Genomic DNA, 19,039 nt, shown 5'->3' with positions numbered 1-19,039 from the left:
GTGGTCGCGGTTTGCTGCCGAAATCAGGGACTTGCGCGATTCCGGCCGGCTTCTTCCTCAGCGGCAAGCGCAGGGAAAGAAAAGCCGGGCGGGAGCGCGTTGCCTGTGGCCAGAGCGTGTCTTGGCCAAGCCATCACCGAAAACAGGGTCCGTTGGGGTAGAATTGACGCTGTTTCTTGCCGGCGGTCGCTTGCTCCCGCCCGTAACTGGTGCGGATTTCTATGCGATCATTGTCCCGGCTGCGGGCTTGTTTTGGTATGGTGCGATCGCACCATAGTGTTTCGCGCAAGGGCGGCGCCGAATCTTCGGCGATCTTTCTCCGCTCCTTGCGAAAGCAGCTGCGACGGCGCGCCTATCCTGCGCTGCGCAGGACCTCCCCGCCGGCGTTGACCCAGCGCTCGACCTTTTCCAGCAAGGCCCTGGGGCTGATCGGCTTGGGCAGATAGTCGTCCATGCCCGCTTCCAGACAACGTTCGCGATCGCCTTTCAGCGCATGCGCTGTGACGCCGACAATCGGGATATGCGTACCCGTCTCCTCTTCCAGCCGGCGAATGGCGGCCGTCGCTTCGAGCCCGCTCATCTCCGGCATCGAGACATCCATCAGGATCATGCGCGGGTTGAGCCTGCCGAAGGCGTCGAGCGCCTTGCGACCGTTGCCGACGATTTCGAAACTGTAACCGGTTTCACCGATGATCTGGGTGAACACCATCTGGTTCACCTCATTGTCCTCCGCAACCAGTATGTCGAGCCTGCGTTCATCGCCGGTAGCCCGGGCGCGGGCACGAACCGGCGGTGGCTGCAGCAAGGCCCGCTCCGAAGCAGCGTGTGGCGGCTTTGCGGATGCGGGTTCGGCAATGCCGCCGGAACCGCTGCGTGCTGCCGGCAGCACGCGACCGTCCGTCGTGTGGTGATGGTGACGCTGGATTGTCGCGACCAGTGTTTCCAAAAGCACCGAGGACCGCGCCGGCTTGATCAGCTGCGCATCGATGCCGAGATCGCGATAGCTGGTGTTGGCGAGCGATTGGTCGACCGATGTCAGCATGATGATCGGCGTATCGGCGAGGCCGGCGGTGTTGCGCACGATCCGCGCCATTTCGGCGCCGCTCATTCCCGGCATCTGGTAGTCGAGCACGACGCAGTCGACCGGCACCCCATAGGCAGCCGCGGCAACGAGCACCTTCAACCCCTCGGCGCCGCTTTCCGCCGCGCAGGCATCGAATGTCCATGACGCCATCTGCTCGCTCAGAATCGACCGGTTGACGGCATTGTCGTCGACGATCAGCACCCGTGCGCCCGTCACGTCGACCGGCATGATCCGCTGCCCGCTCTGTTGCCCGGCCCTGGGCAATGTCACGGTGAACCAGAAGGTCGAGCCCTTGCCTTCGTCGCTTTCCACGCCGATCTCGCCGCCCATCAGCTCGACCAGGCGCGAGGTGATGGCGAGCCCGAGCCCGGTGCCTTCGTGGCGTCTGGTCGACGAGGTATCGACCTGGCTGAATTTTTCGAAGACGAGTTTCAGTTTCTCAGGCGGAATGCCGATGCCGGTATCGGTGACCGAGATGGTGAGCTTTGTTCCCGTCGGCACCTTCTGACCGGTCACGTCGACCAGCACATGGCCTTCGTCGGTGAATTTCACCGCATTGCCGACCAGATTGGTGACGATCTGCCTGATGCGGCCGACATCGCCGATGAACAGGCTCTCCAGGCCGGGCTCGATGCGCACGATGAGCTCGAGGTCCTTCTCCTTGGCGCGCGTCGACACCAGCGTCGCCACATCCTCGATCGCCTCGGGGAGGTTGAAGGGCGCCGGGTCGAGCACCAGCTGGCCGGCGTCGATCTTGGAGAAGTCGAGGATGTCGTTGATGATCGTCAAAAGCGCGTTGCCCGACTTGACGATGATGTCGGTAAACGTCTTCTGCTTCGGATCGAGATCGGATTTGGCCAGAAGTTCGGCCATGCCGAGCACGCCGTTCATCGGCGTGCGGATCTCGTGGCTCATATTGGCCAGGAATTCCGACTTGGCGCGGTCGGCAAGCACGGCGCGCTGCCGCGCCTCGCGCAATTCGGCCTCGCGCAGCTTCAGTTCGGTGATGTCGGTGGTCGATCCGATCAGGTAGAGCGAGCCATCCGACGCGATCATCGCGCCCTTGCGGGCGAACTGGTGGCGCACGCTGCCGTCGGCAAGCGTCACCGTCTCCTCCACCTCCTGGGTCTCGCCGGTGCGCAGTACGGCAAGATCGCCATTGACGAAAGCTTCGCCGTCCTGCCCGAAAATCTCGATGTCGGTCTTGCCGATCGCATCTTCCCTGGTGAGACCGGTGAGGTCGCACCAGCCCTTGTTGACGTAGAACTGCCTGAGGTCGGAGCGCTTGGCGTAGATCGACACCGGCACATTGTCGATGAGGCTGCGGAACACCTCGTTCTCGCTCATGCTCTCCTGCAGCGCGTGTTCGCGCGCCTTGACCTCAGTGATATCGGTGCTGGAGCCGACCAGGTGCACCGACCCGTCGAGCGCCACCAGCCGGCTCTTGCGCGTCATCAATTGCCTGAGCGTACCGTCGCGGTGGGTAACGGGCTCCTCGATCTCGCGGACGCGGCCGGTGACGACGACTTCGGTGTCGTCCTGGCTGTAAGTTTCGGCATCGTCGACGCCGAAAAGCTGGCGGTCGGTGCGGCCGATGACCTCTTCCTTGGGGATGCCGGTCAGCGCGCACCAGGCCTTGTTGACGAATTCGATGCTCAGATCATCGGCCTTGATGAAGGCGGCAACCGGCAGTTCGTCCATCACGTGCCGGAACAGGTCGATCTGCCGCATGCTTTCCTGCAGCGCCTTTTCGCGGCTCTTGATCTCGGAGATGTCGACGCGCACGCCGATGAACGTGCCGTCCTCGGTCCGCATGTCGTAGACCTGGTACCAGCGGCCATCGGGATTGAGGCGCTCATAGGACGAGTTGGGCAAGCGGTAGCGGGCGAGAATGGCGTCGAGCCAGCGCTCGGGATCGCCGTCATACAGTTTGTCGACCTGAGGGTCGCCGCTGAGGCGGAAATAGCCGACCGAATGGCCGAGCTTCAGCGCGTCGCGGAAGGTGCCGCCGGGGTGCCAGGCCGGCTTCAGCGCCGGCAGCGTATCCTGCAGCTTGCGGTTGGCGAAAACGAACTTGTCGTCGCGATCGTAGATGATGACGGCGGCCGGCAGCGATTCCAGCACCGTGGCGAGGTTCTTGCGTGCGTCCTCGGCTTCCGTCTCGCGGCGCTTCATGTCGGAAATGTCGAAGATGAAACCGGCGACATAGTTGCGGCCGCTCGCCATCGAGACGCGGTTCTTCCTGACGATGCGCGAGTGGCCGATGCCGGCAAATGCGAAGTTCTCTTCCACTTCGTAAGGTTTGCCGCTTGCCAGGACCTGCCTTTCGCTTTCCTCGAACAGCACCACCTCGTCCGGAGCGACGAAATCGCCACCGGGCTTGCCGAGCATCGCCTGTGGCGTCTGTCCGAACAGTGAGGAGAAGGCCTCGTTGACGAAGACGAAACGCAGATTGTCGTCCTTGACGAAGATCGGGTCCTTGACCCCGTTGATCACCGCCTCGGCCAGCCGCGATTTCTCCAGCGCTTCCGCCAGTTCCGCCTCGCGGTCCTTCATCTCGGTGACGTCGACATAGGAAATCAGCCGCTTGCCGCCGGCCAGCGGCGACATCGACGAGATCAGCGTGCGGCCGTCATTGCGCGGGAATTGCTTCGATCCGGCCGTGCCCGCCCTGATCTCCGCCTCGCGCTCGACCATATGCTGATGCCATGTCGCATCGTCGGAACCATAGGGGTCGACGTCGCGGCTGGCCTGCATTAGATCGCGGAAGTTGCAGCCGATCTCGGCGCGCCGGGCGTCGATCCCCCAGAAATCGTAGAAGGCGCGATTGATGACTTCGGCGCGCATGTCGGCATCGAGGACGAGGACGCCGATCGGCATCTGGTCGACCATCGTGCGCAGATTGGCGAAGGTTTCAGCAGTCCGGGCGTTGGCGCTGACGATCTCGGCATCGAGAGCCTTGAGCTCGGTGACCTCGTAATAGGTCAACAGCCGCTTGCCTCCCGACAGCGCCGTCACCGAGAACATCATCGTCCGGCCATCGGCGTGCGGGAACTCGCGCGGCGCGACGGAGCCGGCGCGAATCTCCTCGATGCGGCTGGCGAGGTAGCGCTGCCACGCCTGTTCGTTGATATCGCCATAGATGCCGTTGCGGCGGTTCAATTCCATCAACAGGCTGAACGGAGCGCCAATGGTCACGGCGCCCTCCGGAATCCTGGAGAGGTCGCGATAGGCCTTGTTGACGATCAGCGTGTCGAGCCGGGCGTCCAGAAGCACGACGCCCATATGCATGGCGTCCATGGTCCGCTCGAGATCGGCCAGATGCTGTGCATTCTCGCCAGCTGCCGGCGCATCACTGTCTTGCTGCGTCGACTTCAGCTGGTCGAATGCATCGGCCAACGCCGTGACATTGCGGCCAATGCCGCGATAGCCGGCAAATTTCGCCTCGGCATCGAAGCGTGGAAAGCCGGTGATCGCAACCCAGTGGCAGTCGGGGCGGCCGCCCTGCAATTCATAGACGAAATCCCGAAACGGCCGATGCGCCTGCAAATCCTCGAGATGCGCGGCGGCATTGCGATTGCCGTCCATCATCTGCTTGAGGAAATCGAAGCGGAACCGGCCAAGAATGGTCGCGGGATCGATGCCGGTGGCGGCCTGGTAGTTTTCCGAAACCCAGGAGAAGCGCAACTCGGCGTCGGTCTCCCAGACCCAGTCGGCACCCGCTTCGACCAACTGGCGCAGCGCCTCGGCCGAATCGATGTGATCGGCGAGCGCATCGTCGCCGTGCACACCCTTCTTGCGGGCACCGCGCTTGCCACGTGCCCCAACTGTTTCGTCCGCTTCCGCCATCCCGTCCCACCCCGAAAACCAAGGCCGAACCCTCCCCGCGGTTCGCCGACGGAATGTGCCCGAGAAGCATTAATGATCCGCTAACCATAACGGGTTGCATTGATCCAAAAGACGGCAACTGCAACGCGTCAATTCGGCCGGTTGTCGGCGGGACCGCAGCCGCGTTATAAGTTACCAAGGGGTATTGCTAATGTTCGGTCGGATTCTGCCTTGTTTCCTGGGCGTGACGCTGCTTTTCGGCAGTGGTTGCGCGCGCAGCTATGACGGGACGGTGGTCATCCCCAGACCGCTCGATGTCAGGCGTTTCTGGGACCAGGATCCATCGCAGACGCGAGCAACCCAATTGCAGGCGCAAACCGGTGTCTTTCCGGTGCCGCCGCAGGAGCCGAGACGATGGGTGGCCCACAGCGACACCCCGCCGGCACGGCGCCTGACGAGGGTCTCCAACCCGCCCAGCCTGTCTGCCGAGCCAACGAAGCCGCTGACCTGCAAGGACGTCAGCGCACCCGGCAAGCGCTATCGCGTCGTCTGCGAATAGCCGGCCGACTTTCAGTTGAGATAGTCAAAGCGACGCTGCGCCCTTTTTAGGCTCCTTGGCGCCGAGCTTCTCCAGCGCGAAACGCACCTGGCGCAGCTCATCCTGCCAGCCATCATCGTCGCTCATCGAACTTTCCGACGCCGCCCGCTGCAAGCCGCGCGCCTCGGATTCGATGTCGCGAAGCCTGGCGATTTTCTGATCGGTGGTCAGAGATTGGTCTTCGACAATCTCCTGCACCTTCATTTCCCTGAACGTGACCATGGCGATTGCTCCTGGTTGATCCCTGTCACAACGCCGTGACGGCAAGAGCGTTCCAGGCAGCTCGATGCATGTCGCCCCGGCGCCACGGCCTGAGGGGCACCATGGATCCCGATCCCGCAACATCGGCCGCTTGCCGCTGAAACCTTTGCCCGGTCCTGCGCGTTGTGTGTGCTCGCGTTGTGTGTGCTAAGGAGACCGAAGATGTCTATTCACTTCACCGTCTCTGGCCTGACCAGAAACCTGTTCCACTCGCTGGGACTCGACCATGAGCGGGCGCCGAGACCCCTGACGCCTGAGCAGAGCCTGCTGCTGGAATGCTATATGGCCGGCCAGATTCCGGAATCGGCCTGGAGCGACTACGTCTTCGAGACGCCGGAACTGCAACGGCATGTCAATGCGAGACGCCTGCACCATTGACCCAGGGCGAGAGCCCTCGAAAAACAAAAAGGCCGGCGCAAGGCCGACCTTTCCTTCCACCTCGACATCCGCGCCAGTACATCCGTGGTCACAGGTTGGAGATGAATTGCCCTTGAGTAGACAGGGCTTTGGTTAACGAAACCTTAGCTTGCGGCCGTGGCCTGCGATTTCACATAGGCGATATACCCGCGAACATCGGCGGCCGGCTCGGCATAGGCCTTGCCAAGCTTCTTCTCGATCGCCGCCATATACTCCTTCGCCCATTTGGGCAGCGTGTAATCGATGACCGCCAGGAACTCGAGCGTCGCCGCCAGACGGATGTCGGCGATCGACGGGTTGTTGCCGCCGATGAACGGCTTGCCGTCCCGGAAGAAGCTGTGAAAGACCTCCAGCGGCTCGGCAATCGCGGCTGTAGCAGCCTTCTGGGCCTCCGATTTTTTATCCGGATGGGCGTCGCTGTGTCCGACCTCGCCGGCATATTGCGCAAAGCCGAGCGCCGGATAGGTAGCGCGCGCCAGATAGGGGTAGAACGTGCCGACCAGGTAGAACATGGCGCTGTCGACCATCGCCCGCTTGGCCGGCGCCTTGGGATAGAATTTGTCCAACCCATGCTTGTTGGCGAGATACTGCATGATGGCGCAGCTTTCCCATAGCACGCCGCGCGGTAGGCCCTTGTCCTCGATCATCGGCGTCAGATGCGCCGGGTTGCGCGCCATATATTCGGGCGAGCGCGTGTGGCCCCAGGCGTCGGTCTCGGCAGGGTCAAACCCGGCCGCGCGGGCAAACACCCGAACGGTCATGTTGTTGACGCTGGGCTTCAGAATGCTGAGCTTCAGCGCCGGCTTTTTCGGCGATTTCGCCTTGGCTTTCGGCGCCGGTTTGGCGGCTGCCTTGGCCGCCGGCTTTGCGGCCGCTTTCGCTGCGGGTTTGGCGGCTGCCTTGGCCGCAGGTTTCTTCGCACTCTTCGTCGCTGTCTTGGCCATTGTGTTCCTCCCTTTTGTTTGGCTCGTCGTCAGTATGGGTTCTTCGGTGCCCGGTCGTCCGACAAGGTTGCGCGGGAACGCTCGACCAGCGCCTGGATCGCGTCGGCGAGATGCACTTCCGCAATATTGTAGTCACCACGCGCGACGCGGATCTTGTGTGCCTCCATCAACACGTCGGCATGGGTGAAGCCCACCGGCGGCTCGAAACGGTAGGAGGCGAGCTCGATCAGCAGGCCGAGCGGATCCTCGAAATAGATCGAATCCATGAAGCCGCGATCCTTGACGCCGCTGTGCTTGATGGCGCGCTCGTCGAGCCGGGCGACCGCTTGCAGGAAGGTGACGCGCGACACCGAGAATGCGATGTGGTGGACGCAACCCGGATCGGTCGGCGTGCGCCGCTTGACCGCCGTGCGGCTCTCATCGGTGAAGATGGTGATCAGCCTTCCGTCGCCCGGATCGAAATAGAGATGACTCTCCTTGGGCTTGTCGAGATTGGGCTGCTCGAAGATGAACGGCATGCCCAGCACGCCCTCCCAGAAATCGATCGAGGTCTGGCGCCCCGCTCCGACCAGCGTGATGTGATGGACGCCCTGCGATTGCAGCTTCTGCATTTGGCCCTCTCCCTGCCTCGTCCCGCCCGTTGCGGCGAGCTTAGATCTCTGGCCGTCGCACGCCATCGCCAACCAAGCATGCGCGTGGCGGATGTGCGTGCCTGGCAGCCTTTCCCGATCCGTTCCCCGGCGTTCTGCGCGCCGTCCCGAGCCTTTGGCTCGTGGCTTTTGAGGTGATGCTAATTCAATTGGCAGCGCCGCGCCAGAAGCGACGAATCCGAGCACGATGTTTTGAGATCCTGGACGCCCAGGGGGGATCGACCCCCCTGTTCCCGCCGTGCGGCCAACCCTGGCATGCTCTTGGCCACCGCCACGAGCGGAGGGCTCACCACACCAAAACGTAACCTACGCGGCGCGCCGTTGAGCCAACTGGAGACCCGGACGGGCTCGACGAGGGTCCACCGCGGTCACAATGGTGTGGTGGTGATCGCAGTACACGCGATCCGGCGAAGTCGGCCCAGCGCAAAAGCGGTACCCGCCGGGCACTGACCGGTCTTCGCTCACCGGGAAGCGGCACTGAAAAACGCCGAGCTGAATGAGGGGGACGTCTCTCGAAGGTAGTCCGATATTTTTAGACATGATGGTTTTCAGGTTCCTGGTTCATGAGCCGACGCCGGCTGACGGCCGCAATACGACCGCGTCCGGGCGAGCTTCTCTCGTTTTGGAGGCTGTGGATCGCTATATGGTGTCGATTGCGCCTTCAGTGAACCCCGACGCCTTGCTTCTGAAGCCATTCGTTTGCGACTTAAGGCCACACCTGCGGGGATAGGAACGGACCGCAATGCATCGTGGGCCGCCCGGGGGGCTCATCGTCGGGTGGCGCGGGCGGGGGGTCGTGAGAAGCTAAGGTATTGATTTTGTTGGTACGCCCAAGGGGAATCGAACCCCTGTTCCCGCCGTGAGAGGGCGGTGTCCTGACCGCTAGACGATGGGCGCGTTCAAGAACCGGCGATATAGGCTGACGGCTGAGAAAAAGCAACGGGGCTTCGGGACAATCGGTTGTCTGTAGAATCCGGGCCGTTTCAAGCCTGGCGCTTCGGTTCGATCAGGTCCCAGAGATTGCCGTAGAGATCGGCAAAAACCGCCACTGTGCCGTAAGGCTCATGGCGCGGCGTTTCACGGAACTCGACGCTGTTTTTGAGCATCGCTGCATGATCGCGGGCAAAGTCGTCGGTTTCGAGGAACAGGAAAACCCGGCCGCCGGTCTGGTTGCCGACGCGGCTTTTCTGCGCATCGTCCGCGGCTTCGGCCAACAACAGCCGCGCGCCTTGCGCGGTCGCCGGCGTCACCGTCACCCAGCGCTTGCCGTCACCGAGATCGATGTCGTCGGTGAGGGCAAAGCCAAGCTTGCCGACATACCAGGCAATCGCCTCGTCATAGTCGGCGACGACGAGCGTGACGGTGGCAATGCGGCGGCTTTCGGCAAACCCGGTCATGTGTTGCGCTCAGTTATTTGTTGCGGCCGGTTATTTGGTGCGGATTGCAAAGCGGCCGACGATGCGGCGCTCGGCAATGTCATAGACAAAGATCGTCCGGCCGCCGTCGGCGAGTTCGGCGTCGATCGAAATGCGGCTGCCGGATAGCGACTGGCTGACGATCTTGGCCCCGACCGGCAGCACGATGTCCCCCGTCAGCGGCTCGCCGGCAGGCACCTGGATGTCGCCGGCCAGTGGCGGGCTGACAGAAGGCGCATTGCGGGCTTTGTAGACAAGCGCTCCGATCACCACCATAAGGGCGAGCAACAGCAGGCCGAGATTGATGGCCATGAAGCGCAGGAGTTTCTTCCGCACGCTTTCGACCTCGGGGTCGAGCGGTTTTTCCTGGTCTTCGTCGGCAAGCGGCCTGGCCATGGCAAAATTCCGGAATTTTTTCGATGAGCGCTCATAGCGAAGAGACCCAGCAATTCATAGAGCCCGCGCCGATCACGCTGGAAGCAGGCGCTGACGCGGCCGGCCAGCGGCTCGACCAATGGCTGGCCGGCCAACTCGGCCCGGACATGTCGCGCAGCCGGGTGCAGATGTTGATCAAGCAGGGCGCGGTCAGCGTCAACGGCAAGCCGGTCGACGAGACCAAGCGCAAGATGGCCGCCGGCGAGCGCGTGTCGGTTGTGACGCCGGAACCGGAGCCGGCCGAACCGCAAGGCGAGGCGATCGCGCTGGATGTGCTTTACGAAGACGCCGAGCTGATCGTCATCAACAAGCCGGCCGGGCTGGTCGTGCATCCCGGCGCCGGCAACTGGACCGGCACACTGGTCAACGCGCTGATCCATCACTGCGGCGACAGTCTTTCCGGCATTGGCGGCGTCAGGCGGCCAGGCATCGTGCACCGGCTCGACAAGGAAACCAGCGGCGTCATGGTCGTCGCCAAGACCGATCGCGCGCACAAGGCGTTGTCGGAAGCCTTTGCCGACCACGGCCTGACCGGCGACCTCGAACGCGCCTATCTGGCGCTGGTCTGGGGCATACCGACGAGGCCGACCGGAAAGGTCGATGCGCCGCTAGGCCGTGCCGCCGACCGCGTGCGCCGCGCCGTGGTGCCGGCGGGGCGCGACGACGCCCGCCACGCCATCACCCATTTCATCGTGCTGGAGCGTTTTGGCGAACAGCAGCAGGAATTCGCCACGGCGAGCATGGTCGAATGCCGGCTGGAGACCGGCCGCACCCACCAGATCCGCGTCCACATGGCGCATATCGGCCATCCCGTCGTCGGCGATCCCGATTATGGGCAAGCCTTTCGCACCAAGGCCAACCGGCTGCCCGAACCGTTGAAGGCCTTGGTGAAGGCATTTCCACGACAGGCTTTGCATGCCCGCCTCCTTGCATTTCGGCACCCCACTACCCATTTATCGATGAGGTTCGAGGCGCCGATACCGGGGGACATGGAGGAACTCGTCGGCGGCTTTCGCAAACTCTGAACGGTCTCCTAAAACCTGAGCGGCATTGTTCACTTTGGCGTGACACACTGTTTCGTGTTGAACAAATGCCTGTCTTTTCTGGTTTTGTTCCTATATGAATTCGTTGTCGCGGATGAGCCTTTTGGCGTTCGCGTCACATGCCCGCCGCGTTTCGGGGGCATCACTCCAAGAGAGAGGGGGCGCTATCATGGCCCAGTCATTACCCAGTATTGTTTCCGGCGAAGGCGGCCTCAGCCGCTACCTGGAAGAAATCCGCCGCTTTCCGATGCTGCAGCCGCAGGAAGAGTACATGCTCGCCAAGCGTTACGCCGAGCATGAGGACACCACGGCTGCGCACAAGCTCGTCACCAGCCACCTTCGGCTCGTTGCCAAAATCGCCATGGGCTATCGCGGCTACGGCCTGCCGATCGGTGAAGTGATCTCGGAAGGCAATGTCGGCCTGATGCAGGCCGTCAAGAAATTCGAACCCGAGCGCGGCTTCCGCCTCGCGACATACGCCATGTGGTGGATCAAGGCCTCGATCCAGGAGTACATCCTGCGCTCGTGGAGCCTGGTCAAGATGGGCACAACCGCCAACCAGAAGCGCCTGTTCTTCAACCTTCGCAAGGTGAAGGGCAAGATCCAGGCGCTCGACGACGGCGATTTGAAGCCCGACCAGATCACCGAGATCGCGACAAGGCTGAACGTGTCAGAAGCCGAAGTGGTGTCGATGAACCGCCGCCTGTCGGGCGACGCTTCGCTCAACGCGCCGATCCGCGCCAGCGAAGGCGAATCCGGCGAATGGCAGGACTGGCTGGTCGACGACCACGAAAGCCAGGAAGAGATGCTGATCGAGCAGGACGAGCTGGAAAACCGGCGCGGGATGCTGTCGGGCGCTCTTGCCGTGCTCAACGAGCGCGAACGGCGCATCTTCGAAGCACGCCGCCTCGCCGAGGAGCCGCTGACGCTGGAAGAGCTGTCGGCCGAGTTCGATATCAGCCGCGAGCGCGTGCGCCAGATCGAGGTGCGCGCCTTCGAGAAGGTGCAGGACGCGGTCAAGGCCGCGGCCAAGCGCCAGATGCAGGCACTGCGCACCATCGAGGTACAGCCGGCGGCGTAAAGCCACCGCGCATTAAGCAATAACAAAACGGCGGCGCCAGAATCTGGCGCCGCCGTTTTTATTTGGCGAAAGCGGTGGCGCGCCTCTTTCTCCCCGTCACTATACGGGGAGAAATGTCCGGCAGGACAATGAGGGGCAGCGCCAAGGCCGCGAGGTTGTCTTTTCCAGCAATTGCCTTTGCGAGGCAGGCACGCGCTCATCCTCGAACGCCGCGCCGCCCCTCATCCGCCTGCCGGCACCTTCTCCCCGTATAGTGACGGGGAGAAGGAAGCTCATGCGGTAGGCTGCTTGGTCTTCCTGAGATACGGCAGGATCGTCTCATAGGCGCCAAAACGCTTGATCGCGTCCTCGTTGGAGACGGCGGCGGTGATGATGACATCCTCGCCCCGCTTCCAGTTCGCCGGCGTGGCCACCTGGTGCTTGGCCGTCAGCTGGATGGAATCGATGACGCGCAGGATCTCATCGAAATTGCGGCCGGTGGTCATCGGATAGGTCAGCACCAGCTTGATCTTCTTGTCGGGACCGATGACGTAGACCGAACGCACCGTGGCGTTGTCGGCCGGCGTGCGCCCTTCCGAGGTTTCACCGGCGCCCGCCGGCAGCATCTCATAGAGCTTGGCGACCTTGAGCTCCTTGTCGCCGATCAGCGGATAATTCACCGTCTGGCCGGTCGCCGTCTTGATGTCGGCCTGCCACTTGTCATGGCTCGCGACCGGATCAACCGAGATGCCGATGATCTTGACGTTGCGTTTCTTGAACTCGCCTTCCAGCCCGGCCATCGTGCCGAGCTCGGTGGTGCACACCGGCGTGAAATTCTTCGGATGGCTGAACAGCACAGCCCAGCCGTCGCCGATCCATTCATGGAAGTTGATCGTGCCTTGCGTGGTCTCCGCCGTGAAATCCGGCGCGATATCGTTGATACGAACACTCATGACCCTACCCCTTTGTGAAATACCGGCCGGCGCCGGCAATCGATCCTAGCACCATGACGGCATCGATCAAACGCTCAGAGGGTAGGCATTGCCATCGGCGGGCGAAAATTTTTCGCCCCTGCCGGCAGTCGGCGACAGGATTTTCTGCGGCTCAGGCTTTCTTCACCGCCAGAGACGTCGCCAGGTCTTCCATGCGCTGGGCGAGCGCGCCAAGCGCGCCGGTCAGCACGGAATCGTTCTTGTCGGCCTTGGTCAGCGCGTCGTCGCGCGTCTTGCGCAGGGTCAGCACTTCGCTTTCCATGCCCTTGACGCGTTTTTGCAGTTCCGACAGCTCGTCCATGACCATGATGCCGGCCATGACGGTCAGCCGCTGGTCGCCGATCTCGCCAAACGAATCCTTCAGATGCGAGACGTAGCGGTCGAAGCGCTCGGCAAGATCGATCAGGTGCTCTTCCTGGCCCTCGTCGCAGGCCATCCGATACTGCTTGCCGTCGATGGAAACCGTGACTTGTGCCATGAGCCTACCTGTCTAGCACCGCGCGGATGGTTTCCATGGCGGTCACCAGTCGGCGCGACACTTCCTTGTTGGCGTCTTCCAGCCGTTCGGCGCGGGCTTCGGAATTGTCGAGTTCCTGCGCCAGCCGTGAACGGTCGGCGTTCATGCGCTGCACCTCGGCCTCGGATTCGGAATAATCCCGCTCATGCTTGAGCTTGGCCGCGACCGCGTTTTCCAGCCCCTCGATGGCTTTACCCAGCCTGGCGATGACTTCCTTGAGTGTCGTTTCCCCGGTCATGGCCTTAGTCCTGTGCCCTGCCCATCACCGAATCATTCGCATTCAGAACGCGTTATCTGGGAAACATTAGGCGCCGTGTGAAGGCGACGTCAACAAAGCTCTCGCGACTGTCCCCCACTAACGCTAATGTACCGGGACACCACCATCACGAGACCGGCAAAAGCGCACCGATTTGTTGACTAAAAAGCCGCGCCTGCTATGTGTCGCGCACCCTTTTCAAGGGCTCTCCCAAGGCCCCAACCCCCCATATTGGAGGAAGCATGACCTCGCGTGAACAACATGACCGGATGGCCAATGCGATCCGTTTTCTTTCCATGGATGCCGTCGAGAAGGCCCAGTCCGGCCACCCCGGCCTGCCCATGGGCTGCGCCGACATCGCCACGGTGCTGTTCACGCGCTTCCTGAAATACGATGCCAAGGCCCCGCACTGGGCCGACCGCGACCGCTTCATCCTGTCGGCCGGCCACGGTTCGATGCTGCTCTATTCGCTGCTCTATCTCACCGGCTACGAGGACATCACGATCGACCAGATCAAGAGCTTCCGCCAGCTGGGATCGAAGACGGCGGGGCATCCCGAATACGGCCACGCCGCCGGCATCGAGACGACGACCGGCCCGCTCGGCCAGGGTCTCGCCAATTCGGTCGGCTTCGCGCTCGGTGAGCGCATCATGAACGCCGCCTTCGGCAACGACCTCGTCAGCCACTACACCTATGTGCTGGCCGGCGACGGCTGCCTGATGGAAGGCATTTCCCAGGAAGCCATCGCGCTTGCCGGCCACCTCAAGCTCAACAAGCTGATCGTCTTCTGGGACAACAACAACATCTCGATCGACGGCCCCGTCTCCTTGGCCGACAACACCGACCAGGTCGCCCGCTTCCAGGCCTCGGGCTGGAACGCCAGCCACATCGACGGCACCGATCCGGAAGCCATCGCCTACGCCATCGAGGCGGCCCGCCATTCCGACAAGCCGACGATGATCGCCTGCAAGACGACCATCGGTTTCGGCGCACCAACCAAGGCCGGCACCAACAAGGCACACGGTTCGCCGCTCGGCGCCGACGAGATCGCCGGCGCGAGGAAGTTCTTCAACTGGGATTCACCGCCCTTCGAGATTCCGGCCGATATCCTCGACGCCTGGCGCGGCGCCGGCAAGACCGGCGTCAAGGCCCGCACCGACTGGGAAGGCCGCCTGGCCAAGGCCGACGCCAAGTTGAAGGCTGAATTCGAACGTCGCATCGCAGGCCAGCTGCCGTCGAATTTCGACGCCGTCATCGCCGACTACAAGAAGAAGCTTGCGGCCGACAAGCCGAAGGTCGCCACCCGCAAATCGTCGGAGATGGCGCTGGAAGTCATCAACGGCGCGGTGCCTGAGGCCATAAGCGGTTCTGCTGACCTGACCGGTTCCAACAACACCAAGACCAGCCAGACCAAGAACATCACAGCCGACGATTACGGCCAGCGCTATGTCCACTACGGCATCCGCGAGCATGGCATGGCCGCGGCGATCAACGGCCTGACGCTGCATGGCGGCCTCATCGCCTATGGCGGCACCTTCCTGTGCTTCTCCGACTATGCACGTCCGGCGATGCGGCTTGCCTCGCTGATGGGCATCCGCTCGATCTTCGTCATGACCCATGATTCCATTGGTCTGGGCGAAGACGGCCCGACCCACCAACCGGTCGAGCACATGGCGGCATTGCGCGCCATCCCCAACCACAATTTCTTCCGTCCGGCCGACGCGGTCGAAACCGCCGAATGCTGGCAGTTGGCCATCGAGTCTGACAAGACGCCTTCGACGCTGGCGCTAACCCGGCAGAACCTGCCGACGGTGCGTACCGAATTCGTCGCCAAAAACCTCAGCCGCCAGGGCGCCTATGAGCTCGTCGCCGCCAGCGGTGAAGCGGCGGTGACCATCTTTGCTTCGGGCTCCGAGGTCGAGATCGCGGTCGCTGCCCGTGAATTGCTGGAAAAACACGGCCATCCGACCCGCGTCGTCTCGGTTCCCTGCTTCGAACTGTTCGACCAGCAGAGCGCCGACTACCGCAAGAAGACGATCGGCAACGCCCCCATCAAGATGGCGATCGAAGCGGGCATCCGCCAGGGCTGGGATCATCTGATCGGTTCCGACGGCATCTTCATCGGCATGACCGGCTTCGGCGCTTCCGGCACGATCGAACAGCTTTATCCGCATTTCGGCATTACCGCCGAAGCGGCTGCCAAGGCGGCGGAAACCCGCCTGCACGCTAAGTAAAGAACTAAGCCCCCGCGAAATCGGGTAAGACGGTTTCGCGGGGCTGGCCCAACCTAATCGATTTAAATCCACGTCGCTGCGGCTGGATTCTTTGTCCGTCCGCCGCTATGAAGCTGCGGACCCATCGTCAGCCTTCCAGCTCCCAGGGAGAGAAAAATGACCGTCAGAGTAGCCATCAACGGATTCGGCCGCATCGGCCGCAACATCCTGCGCGCCATCCACGAATCCGGCCGCAAGGACATCGATGTCATCGCCGTCAACGACCTCGGCCCAGTCGAGACCAACGCGCATCTGCTGCGTTACGACAGCGTGCACGGCCGCTTCCCGCATGAAGTGACTGTCGATGGCGACCAGATCACCGTCGGCAAGGAAAAGTTCATGGTCACCGCGATCAAGGATCCGACGCAGCTGCCGTGGAAGGAACTCGGCATCGACATCGCGCTCGAATGCACCGGCATCTTCACCGCCCGCGACAAGGCAGCCGCGCATCTGACCGCCGGCGCCAAGCGCGTGCTGGTCTCCGCACCTGCCGACGGTGCCGATCTCACCGTTGTCTACGGCATCAACCACGACAAGCTGACCAAGGACCACATCATCATCTCGAACGCGTCGTGCACCACCAACTGCCTGGCGCCACTGGCAGCGGTCCTGCACGAGACCGTCGGCATCGAGAAGGGCATGATGACGACGATCCATTCCTACACCGGCGACCAGCCGACGCTGGACACCATGCACAAGGATCTCTACCGCGCCCGCGCCGCCGCTCTGTCGCAGATCCCGACCTCGACCGGTGCCGCCAAGGCGATCGGCCTGGTGCTGCCCGATCTCAAGGGCAAGCTCGACGGTATCTCCATCCGCGTGCCGACCCCGAACGTCTCTGTCGTCGATTTCAAGTTCATCGCCAAGCGCGCGACCACCGTCCAGGAAATCAACGAAGCGGTCATCGCCGCCTCCAACGGCAAGCTCAAGGGTATCCTCGGCGTCACCCATCATCCGAACGTCTCGATCGACTTCAACCATGATCCGCGGTCCTCGATCATGGCGCTCGACCAGACCAAGGTCATGGACGGCAACTTCGTTTCGGTGCTGTCCTGGTACGACAATGAGTGGGGCTTCTCCAACCGCATGTCCGACACCGCGGTCGCCTTCGGCAAGACCATCGCCTGATTGCGAAACCATCGTCTCGCGACACGAAACGCCCGGCTTTGTCCGGGCGTTTTTCGTTAGAGCGGCTCAGGAGAAGCCCTGAGCGCCAAAATACCTGAAAATCAGCGGCATAGGGCAAAAAGCCACCCTCCCGCCTTGCGCTGGCCATGCCTTCGCCCCACTCTCCCGTAAATCGGGAGAAAGAGGAATTCGAGGGGCAAATCACGGATGGAGCATGCGATCTATCTCGTCACGCTGGTCGGCACCGCGCTTGTCCTTGCCGCCGCGTTTTCGAGCCTGATCGCCTTCCGCTTCGGCGCTCCCCTCCTGCTCTTGTTTTTGTGCATCGGCCTGGCCACCGGAACCGATGGCCTCGGCATCCAGTTCGACAATGCGCGGCTGGCTTATTTTGCCGGCTCACTGGCGCTCGCCGTCATTCTGTTCGATTCCGGTTTCGGCACGCCGCTCAACGCCTTGCGGCAGGCGGCGGGGCCGGCGTTGTCGTTGGCGACCGTCGGCGTCCTGTTGACCACCGGCCTGTTCGGCACCGCTGCCTACTATATGCTCGATCTTACCTGGCTGGAATCCTTCCTGCTCGGTGCCGCCGTCGCCTCGACCGACGCAGCCGCGGTGTTCTTCCTGTTGCGCGCCGGCGAGATCAACCTGCGCGAACGCGTGCGCGCCACGCTCGAAGTCGAATCCGGTACCAATGACCCGATTGCCATCTTCCTGACCATCACGCTGGTCGAGATCATCGCCGCCCACGCCGATCCCGAAGCCAAGGTTCTGGTCACCAACCTCGTCCTCGGCTTCCTGCTCAACATGGGGCTTGGCGCCGTCGTCGGCATTCTCGGCGGCATGGCCATCGTGCGCCTCGTCGACCGGCTCAATCTCGATCACGGCCTGCTGCCGATCTTCGTGCTGACCTTGTCTCTGATGGTGTTCGCCGCCGCCGGCGCCATTGGCGGCTCCGGCTTTCTGGCGGTCTATCTCGCCGGCCTGGTTGCCGGCAATTCCGACATCCGCGCCGTCACCATTCTCAAGCGCTTCCAGGACGGCATGTCGTGGCTGGCGCAGATCATCATGTTCCTGATCCTCGGCCTGTTCGCGACGCCATCGCAGTTTCCGGCGATCATGGTGCCGGCGGTGCTGCTCGGCCTGTTCCTGATCTTCATCGCCCGGCCGCTTGCCGTCTGGCTGTGCCTGATCCCGTTTCGCCTGCCGCGCCCCGAGGTCGCCTTCGTGTCCTGGGTCGGCTTGCGCGGCGCCGTGTCCATCCTGCTCGCCATCACGCCGCTGCTCGGCGGCCTGGAGAATGGCCGCCTCATCTTCAACACCGCCTTCATCATCGTGCTGGTGTCGCTGGTCATCCAGGGCTGGACGGTCGGGCCGCTGGCACGCCGCCTCGGCCTGATCGTGCCGGCGCGGCTCGGACCGCTGGACAAGGTCGAACTCGAACTGCCGGGCTCTGCCCATCACGAGCTTCTTGCCTACCGCGTCGCACCGGGCAGTCCGGTGGCGCGCGGCGAGCGTATTCCGCGCTGGGCGCGACCCTCGCTGGTGTTGCGCGACGGGCGCTCGATGCGCTTCCAGGACATGGGCCGGCTGGCGGCCGGCGACCAGGTCTACATTTTCGTGCCCGACCGCTATCCGCGCCTGCTCGACAAATTGTTCGCCAGCCGCGCCGTGGTCGATCCCGAGGATGCCGATTTCTTCGGCGCCTTCGCCGTCGACCCGGCACGCTCAGCCGAGGAACTGGAGGCCGCCTATGCGCCGGGCCTGACCGAGGCAGAGCAAAAGCTCACCGTCGGCGCCTTGGTGACGGCGCGGCTTGGCGGCCATGCCGAATATGCCGACCGGGTGCTGATTGGCCCAATCGAACTGATCGTCCGCGACGTCGACGACAAGGGCAAGATCATGGGCCTCGGCCTGTCCTTCGAGCCGACCGCGCCGGTGGCGCGGGTGCCGGTCTTCCTGAGTGCCGGCGAAATCCGCGACCGGCTCTCCGCCATTGTCCGCAACTGGCGCAAGCCCGGTGAACCGCAGATTGCCGACGGCGAGGCCGAGGTGGAACCAGCCCCGGAACCGGCGGTGGAAAAGACACAAAGCGAGAGCTGACCGCTCCCGACGCCAAATGCCGGATCATATTTTCCGCCTCG

At 63.0% G+C, this 19,039-nt stretch carries 16 protein-coding genes and 1 tRNA gene; 7 read left to right on the top strand and 10 right to left on the bottom strand.

Annotated features, from left to right (window positions below):
* Positions 1-352: 352 nt before the first annotated feature.
* Positions 353-4,933: a PAS domain-containing protein gene (locus tag AC1DVW_RS19245; RefSeq protein ID WP_477325115.1), complete on the bottom strand. Its 4,581-nt coding sequence runs from the start codon at positions 4,931-4,933 to the stop codon at positions 353-355.
* A gap of 190 nt (positions 4,934-5,123) precedes the next feature.
* Here AC1DVW_RS19245 and AC1DVW_RS19240 point away from each other — a divergent pair, with 190 nt between their 5' ends.
* Positions 5,124-5,471 (top strand): hypothetical protein, encoded by a 348-nt coding sequence (locus AC1DVW_RS19240; RefSeq protein ID WP_477246345.1) that lies wholly within the window; start codon positions 5,124-5,126, stop codon positions 5,469-5,471.
* A gap of 24 nt (positions 5,472-5,495) precedes the next feature.
* Here the strand turns inward: AC1DVW_RS19240 and AC1DVW_RS19235 are convergent, their stop codons facing one another.
* On the bottom strand, positions 5,496-5,732 hold the full coding sequence (locus AC1DVW_RS19235) for a hypothetical protein (protein ID WP_477246343.1): 237 nt from the start codon (positions 5,730-5,732) through the stop codon (positions 5,496-5,498).
* A gap of 201 nt (positions 5,733-5,933) precedes the next feature.
* On the opposite strand from AC1DVW_RS19235, the gene AC1DVW_RS19230 reads away from it, so the two are divergent.
* The gene (locus AC1DVW_RS19230) at positions 5,934-6,149 is read left to right on the top strand and encodes a hypothetical protein (RefSeq protein ID WP_477246341.1); all 216 of its coding nucleotides are present in this window, start codon (positions 5,934-5,936) and stop codon (positions 6,147-6,149) included.
* A gap of 143 nt (positions 6,150-6,292) precedes the next feature.
* On the opposite strand, the gene AC1DVW_RS19225 is transcribed toward AC1DVW_RS19230, so the two are convergent.
* From AC1DVW_RS19225 to AC1DVW_RS19205, 5 genes are all read right to left on the bottom strand, one after another.
* Positions 6,293-7,132 carry a glutathione S-transferase family protein gene (locus tag AC1DVW_RS19225; RefSeq protein ID WP_477325113.1) on the bottom strand — a complete coding sequence of 280 codons (840 nt, stop codon included), beginning with the start codon at positions 7,130-7,132 and terminating at the stop codon, positions 6,293-6,295.
* 29 nt (positions 7,133-7,161) lie between these two features.
* Positions 7,162-7,743 carry a VOC family protein gene (locus AC1DVW_RS19220; RefSeq protein WP_477325111.1) on the bottom strand — a complete coding sequence of 194 codons (582 nt, stop codon included), beginning with the start codon at positions 7,741-7,743 and terminating at the stop codon, positions 7,162-7,164.
* A gap of 861 nt (positions 7,744-8,604) precedes the next feature.
* Positions 8,605-8,679: transfer RNA gene (locus AC1DVW_RS19215), tRNA-Glu, on the bottom strand.
* Positions 8,680-8,765: 86 nt separating this feature from the next.
* A complete protein-coding gene (locus tag AC1DVW_RS19210; protein ID WP_477325109.1) occupies positions 8,766-9,179 on the bottom strand; it encodes a VOC family protein in 414 nt (137 codons plus the stop codon).
* Positions 9,180-9,209: 30 nt separating this feature from the next.
* Positions 9,210-9,593 carry a fimbrial protein gene (locus AC1DVW_RS19205; RefSeq protein WP_477325107.1) on the bottom strand — a complete coding sequence of 128 codons (384 nt, stop codon included), beginning with the start codon at positions 9,591-9,593 and terminating at the stop codon, positions 9,210-9,212.
* A 23-nt stretch (positions 9,594-9,616) separates the two neighbouring features.
* Between AC1DVW_RS19205 and AC1DVW_RS19200 the strand changes: the two genes are divergently transcribed.
* Positions 9,617-10,657, top strand: coding sequence for an RluA family pseudouridine synthase (locus tag AC1DVW_RS19200; RefSeq protein ID WP_477246324.1), 1,041 nt, complete (start codon positions 9,617-9,619; stop codon positions 10,655-10,657).
* Positions 10,658-10,844: 187 nt separating this feature from the next.
* Positions 10,845-11,756, top strand: a complete 912-nt coding sequence (gene rpoH / locus AC1DVW_RS19195) for an RNA polymerase sigma factor RpoH (RefSeq protein WP_477246322.1) — start codon at positions 10,845-10,847, stop codon at positions 11,754-11,756.
* A gap of 272 nt (positions 11,757-12,028) precedes the next feature.
* Here the strand turns inward: rpoH and AC1DVW_RS19190 are convergent, their stop codons facing one another.
* The 3 genes from AC1DVW_RS19190 to AC1DVW_RS19180 all read right to left on the bottom strand — a co-directional run bounded on the left by AC1DVW_RS19190 (position 12,029) and on the right by AC1DVW_RS19180 (position 13,482).
* Complete coding sequence (locus AC1DVW_RS19190; RefSeq protein WP_477325105.1) at positions 12,029-12,688, bottom strand: peroxiredoxin; 660 nt, start codon at positions 12,686-12,688, stop codon at positions 12,029-12,031.
* A gap of 151 nt (positions 12,689-12,839) precedes the next feature.
* Positions 12,840-13,205: a cell division protein ZapA gene (locus AC1DVW_RS19185; RefSeq protein WP_258606986.1), complete on the bottom strand. Its 366-nt coding sequence runs from the start codon at positions 13,203-13,205 to the stop codon at positions 12,840-12,842.
* A 4-nt stretch (positions 13,206-13,209) separates the two neighbouring features.
* Complete coding sequence (locus tag AC1DVW_RS19180) at positions 13,210-13,482, bottom strand: DUF4164 domain-containing protein (RefSeq protein WP_477325103.1); 273 nt, start codon at positions 13,480-13,482, stop codon at positions 13,210-13,212.
* Positions 13,483-13,742: 260 nt separating this feature from the next.
* Here AC1DVW_RS19180 and tkt point away from each other — a divergent pair, with 260 nt between their 5' ends.
* The 3 genes from tkt (at position 13,743) to AC1DVW_RS19165 (ending at position 18,998) form a co-directional block, all read left to right on the top strand.
* Positions 13,743-15,734, top strand: a complete 1,992-nt coding sequence (gene tkt, locus AC1DVW_RS19175; protein ID WP_477325101.1) for a transketolase — start codon at positions 13,743-13,745, stop codon at positions 15,732-15,734.
* 156 nt (positions 15,735-15,890) lie between these two features.
* A complete protein-coding gene (gap, locus tag AC1DVW_RS19170; RefSeq protein ID WP_477325099.1) occupies positions 15,891-16,901 on the top strand; it encodes a type I glyceraldehyde-3-phosphate dehydrogenase in 1,011 nt (336 codons plus the stop codon).
* A 207-nt stretch (positions 16,902-17,108) separates the two neighbouring features.
* On the top strand, positions 17,109-18,998 hold the full coding sequence (locus AC1DVW_RS19165; RefSeq protein ID WP_477325097.1) for a potassium/proton antiporter: 1,890 nt from the start codon (positions 17,109-17,111) through the stop codon (positions 18,996-18,998).
* The last annotated feature ends 41 nt before the right edge of the window (positions 18,999-19,039 follow it).

The sequence above is a fragment of the Mesorhizobium sp. P3_B5 genome, assembly GCF_056402815.1.
Note: the sequence above shows the minus strand (reverse complement) of the source record. Positions and strands in the feature narration are given on the sequence as shown.

Excerpts from the sequence above, each read along its gene's own strand:
- AC1DVW_RS19245 (WP_477325115.1), bottom strand. The coding sequence starts at position 4,933 with ATGGCGGAAGCGGACGAAACAGTTGGGGCACGTGGCAAGCGCGGTGCC.
- AC1DVW_RS19240 (WP_477246345.1), top strand. The coding sequence starts at position 5,124 with ATGTTCGGTCGGATTCTGCCTTGTTTCCTGGGCGTGACGCTGCTTTTC.
- AC1DVW_RS19235 (WP_477246343.1), bottom strand. The coding sequence starts at position 5,732 with ATGGTCACGTTCAGGGAAATGAAGGTGCAGGAGATTGTCGAAGACCAA.
- AC1DVW_RS19230 (WP_477246341.1), top strand. The coding sequence starts at position 5,934 with ATGTCTATTCACTTCACCGTCTCTGGCCTGACCAGAAACCTGTTCCAC.
- AC1DVW_RS19225 (WP_477325113.1), bottom strand. The coding sequence starts at position 7,132 with ATGGCCAAGACAGCGACGAAGAGTGCGAAGAAACCTGCGGCCAAGGCA.
- AC1DVW_RS19220 (WP_477325111.1), bottom strand. The coding sequence starts at position 7,743 with ATGCAGAAGCTGCAATCGCAGGGCGTCCATCACATCACGCTGGTCGGA.
- AC1DVW_RS19210 (WP_477325109.1), bottom strand. The coding sequence starts at position 9,179 with ATGACCGGGTTTGCCGAAAGCCGCCGCATTGCCACCGTCACGCTCGTC.
- AC1DVW_RS19205 (WP_477325107.1), bottom strand. The coding sequence starts at position 9,593 with ATGGCCAGGCCGCTTGCCGACGAAGACCAGGAAAAACCGCTCGACCCC.
- AC1DVW_RS19200 (WP_477246324.1), top strand. The coding sequence starts at position 9,617 with ATGAGCGCTCATAGCGAAGAGACCCAGCAATTCATAGAGCCCGCGCCG.
- rpoH (WP_477246322.1), top strand. The coding sequence starts at position 10,845 with ATGGCCCAGTCATTACCCAGTATTGTTTCCGGCGAAGGCGGCCTCAGC.
- AC1DVW_RS19190 (WP_477325105.1), bottom strand. The coding sequence starts at position 12,688 with ATGAGTGTTCGTATCAACGATATCGCGCCGGATTTCACGGCGGAGACC.
- AC1DVW_RS19185 (WP_258606986.1), bottom strand. The coding sequence starts at position 13,205 with ATGGCACAAGTCACGGTTTCCATCGACGGCAAGCAGTATCGGATGGCC.
- AC1DVW_RS19180 (WP_477325103.1), bottom strand. The coding sequence starts at position 13,482 with ATGACCGGGGAAACGACACTCAAGGAAGTCATCGCCAGGCTGGGTAAA.
- tkt (WP_477325101.1), top strand. The coding sequence starts at position 13,743 with ATGACCTCGCGTGAACAACATGACCGGATGGCCAATGCGATCCGTTTT.
- gap (WP_477325099.1), top strand. The coding sequence starts at position 15,891 with ATGACCGTCAGAGTAGCCATCAACGGATTCGGCCGCATCGGCCGCAAC.
- AC1DVW_RS19165 (WP_477325097.1), top strand. The coding sequence starts at position 17,109 with ATGGAGCATGCGATCTATCTCGTCACGCTGGTCGGCACCGCGCTTGTC.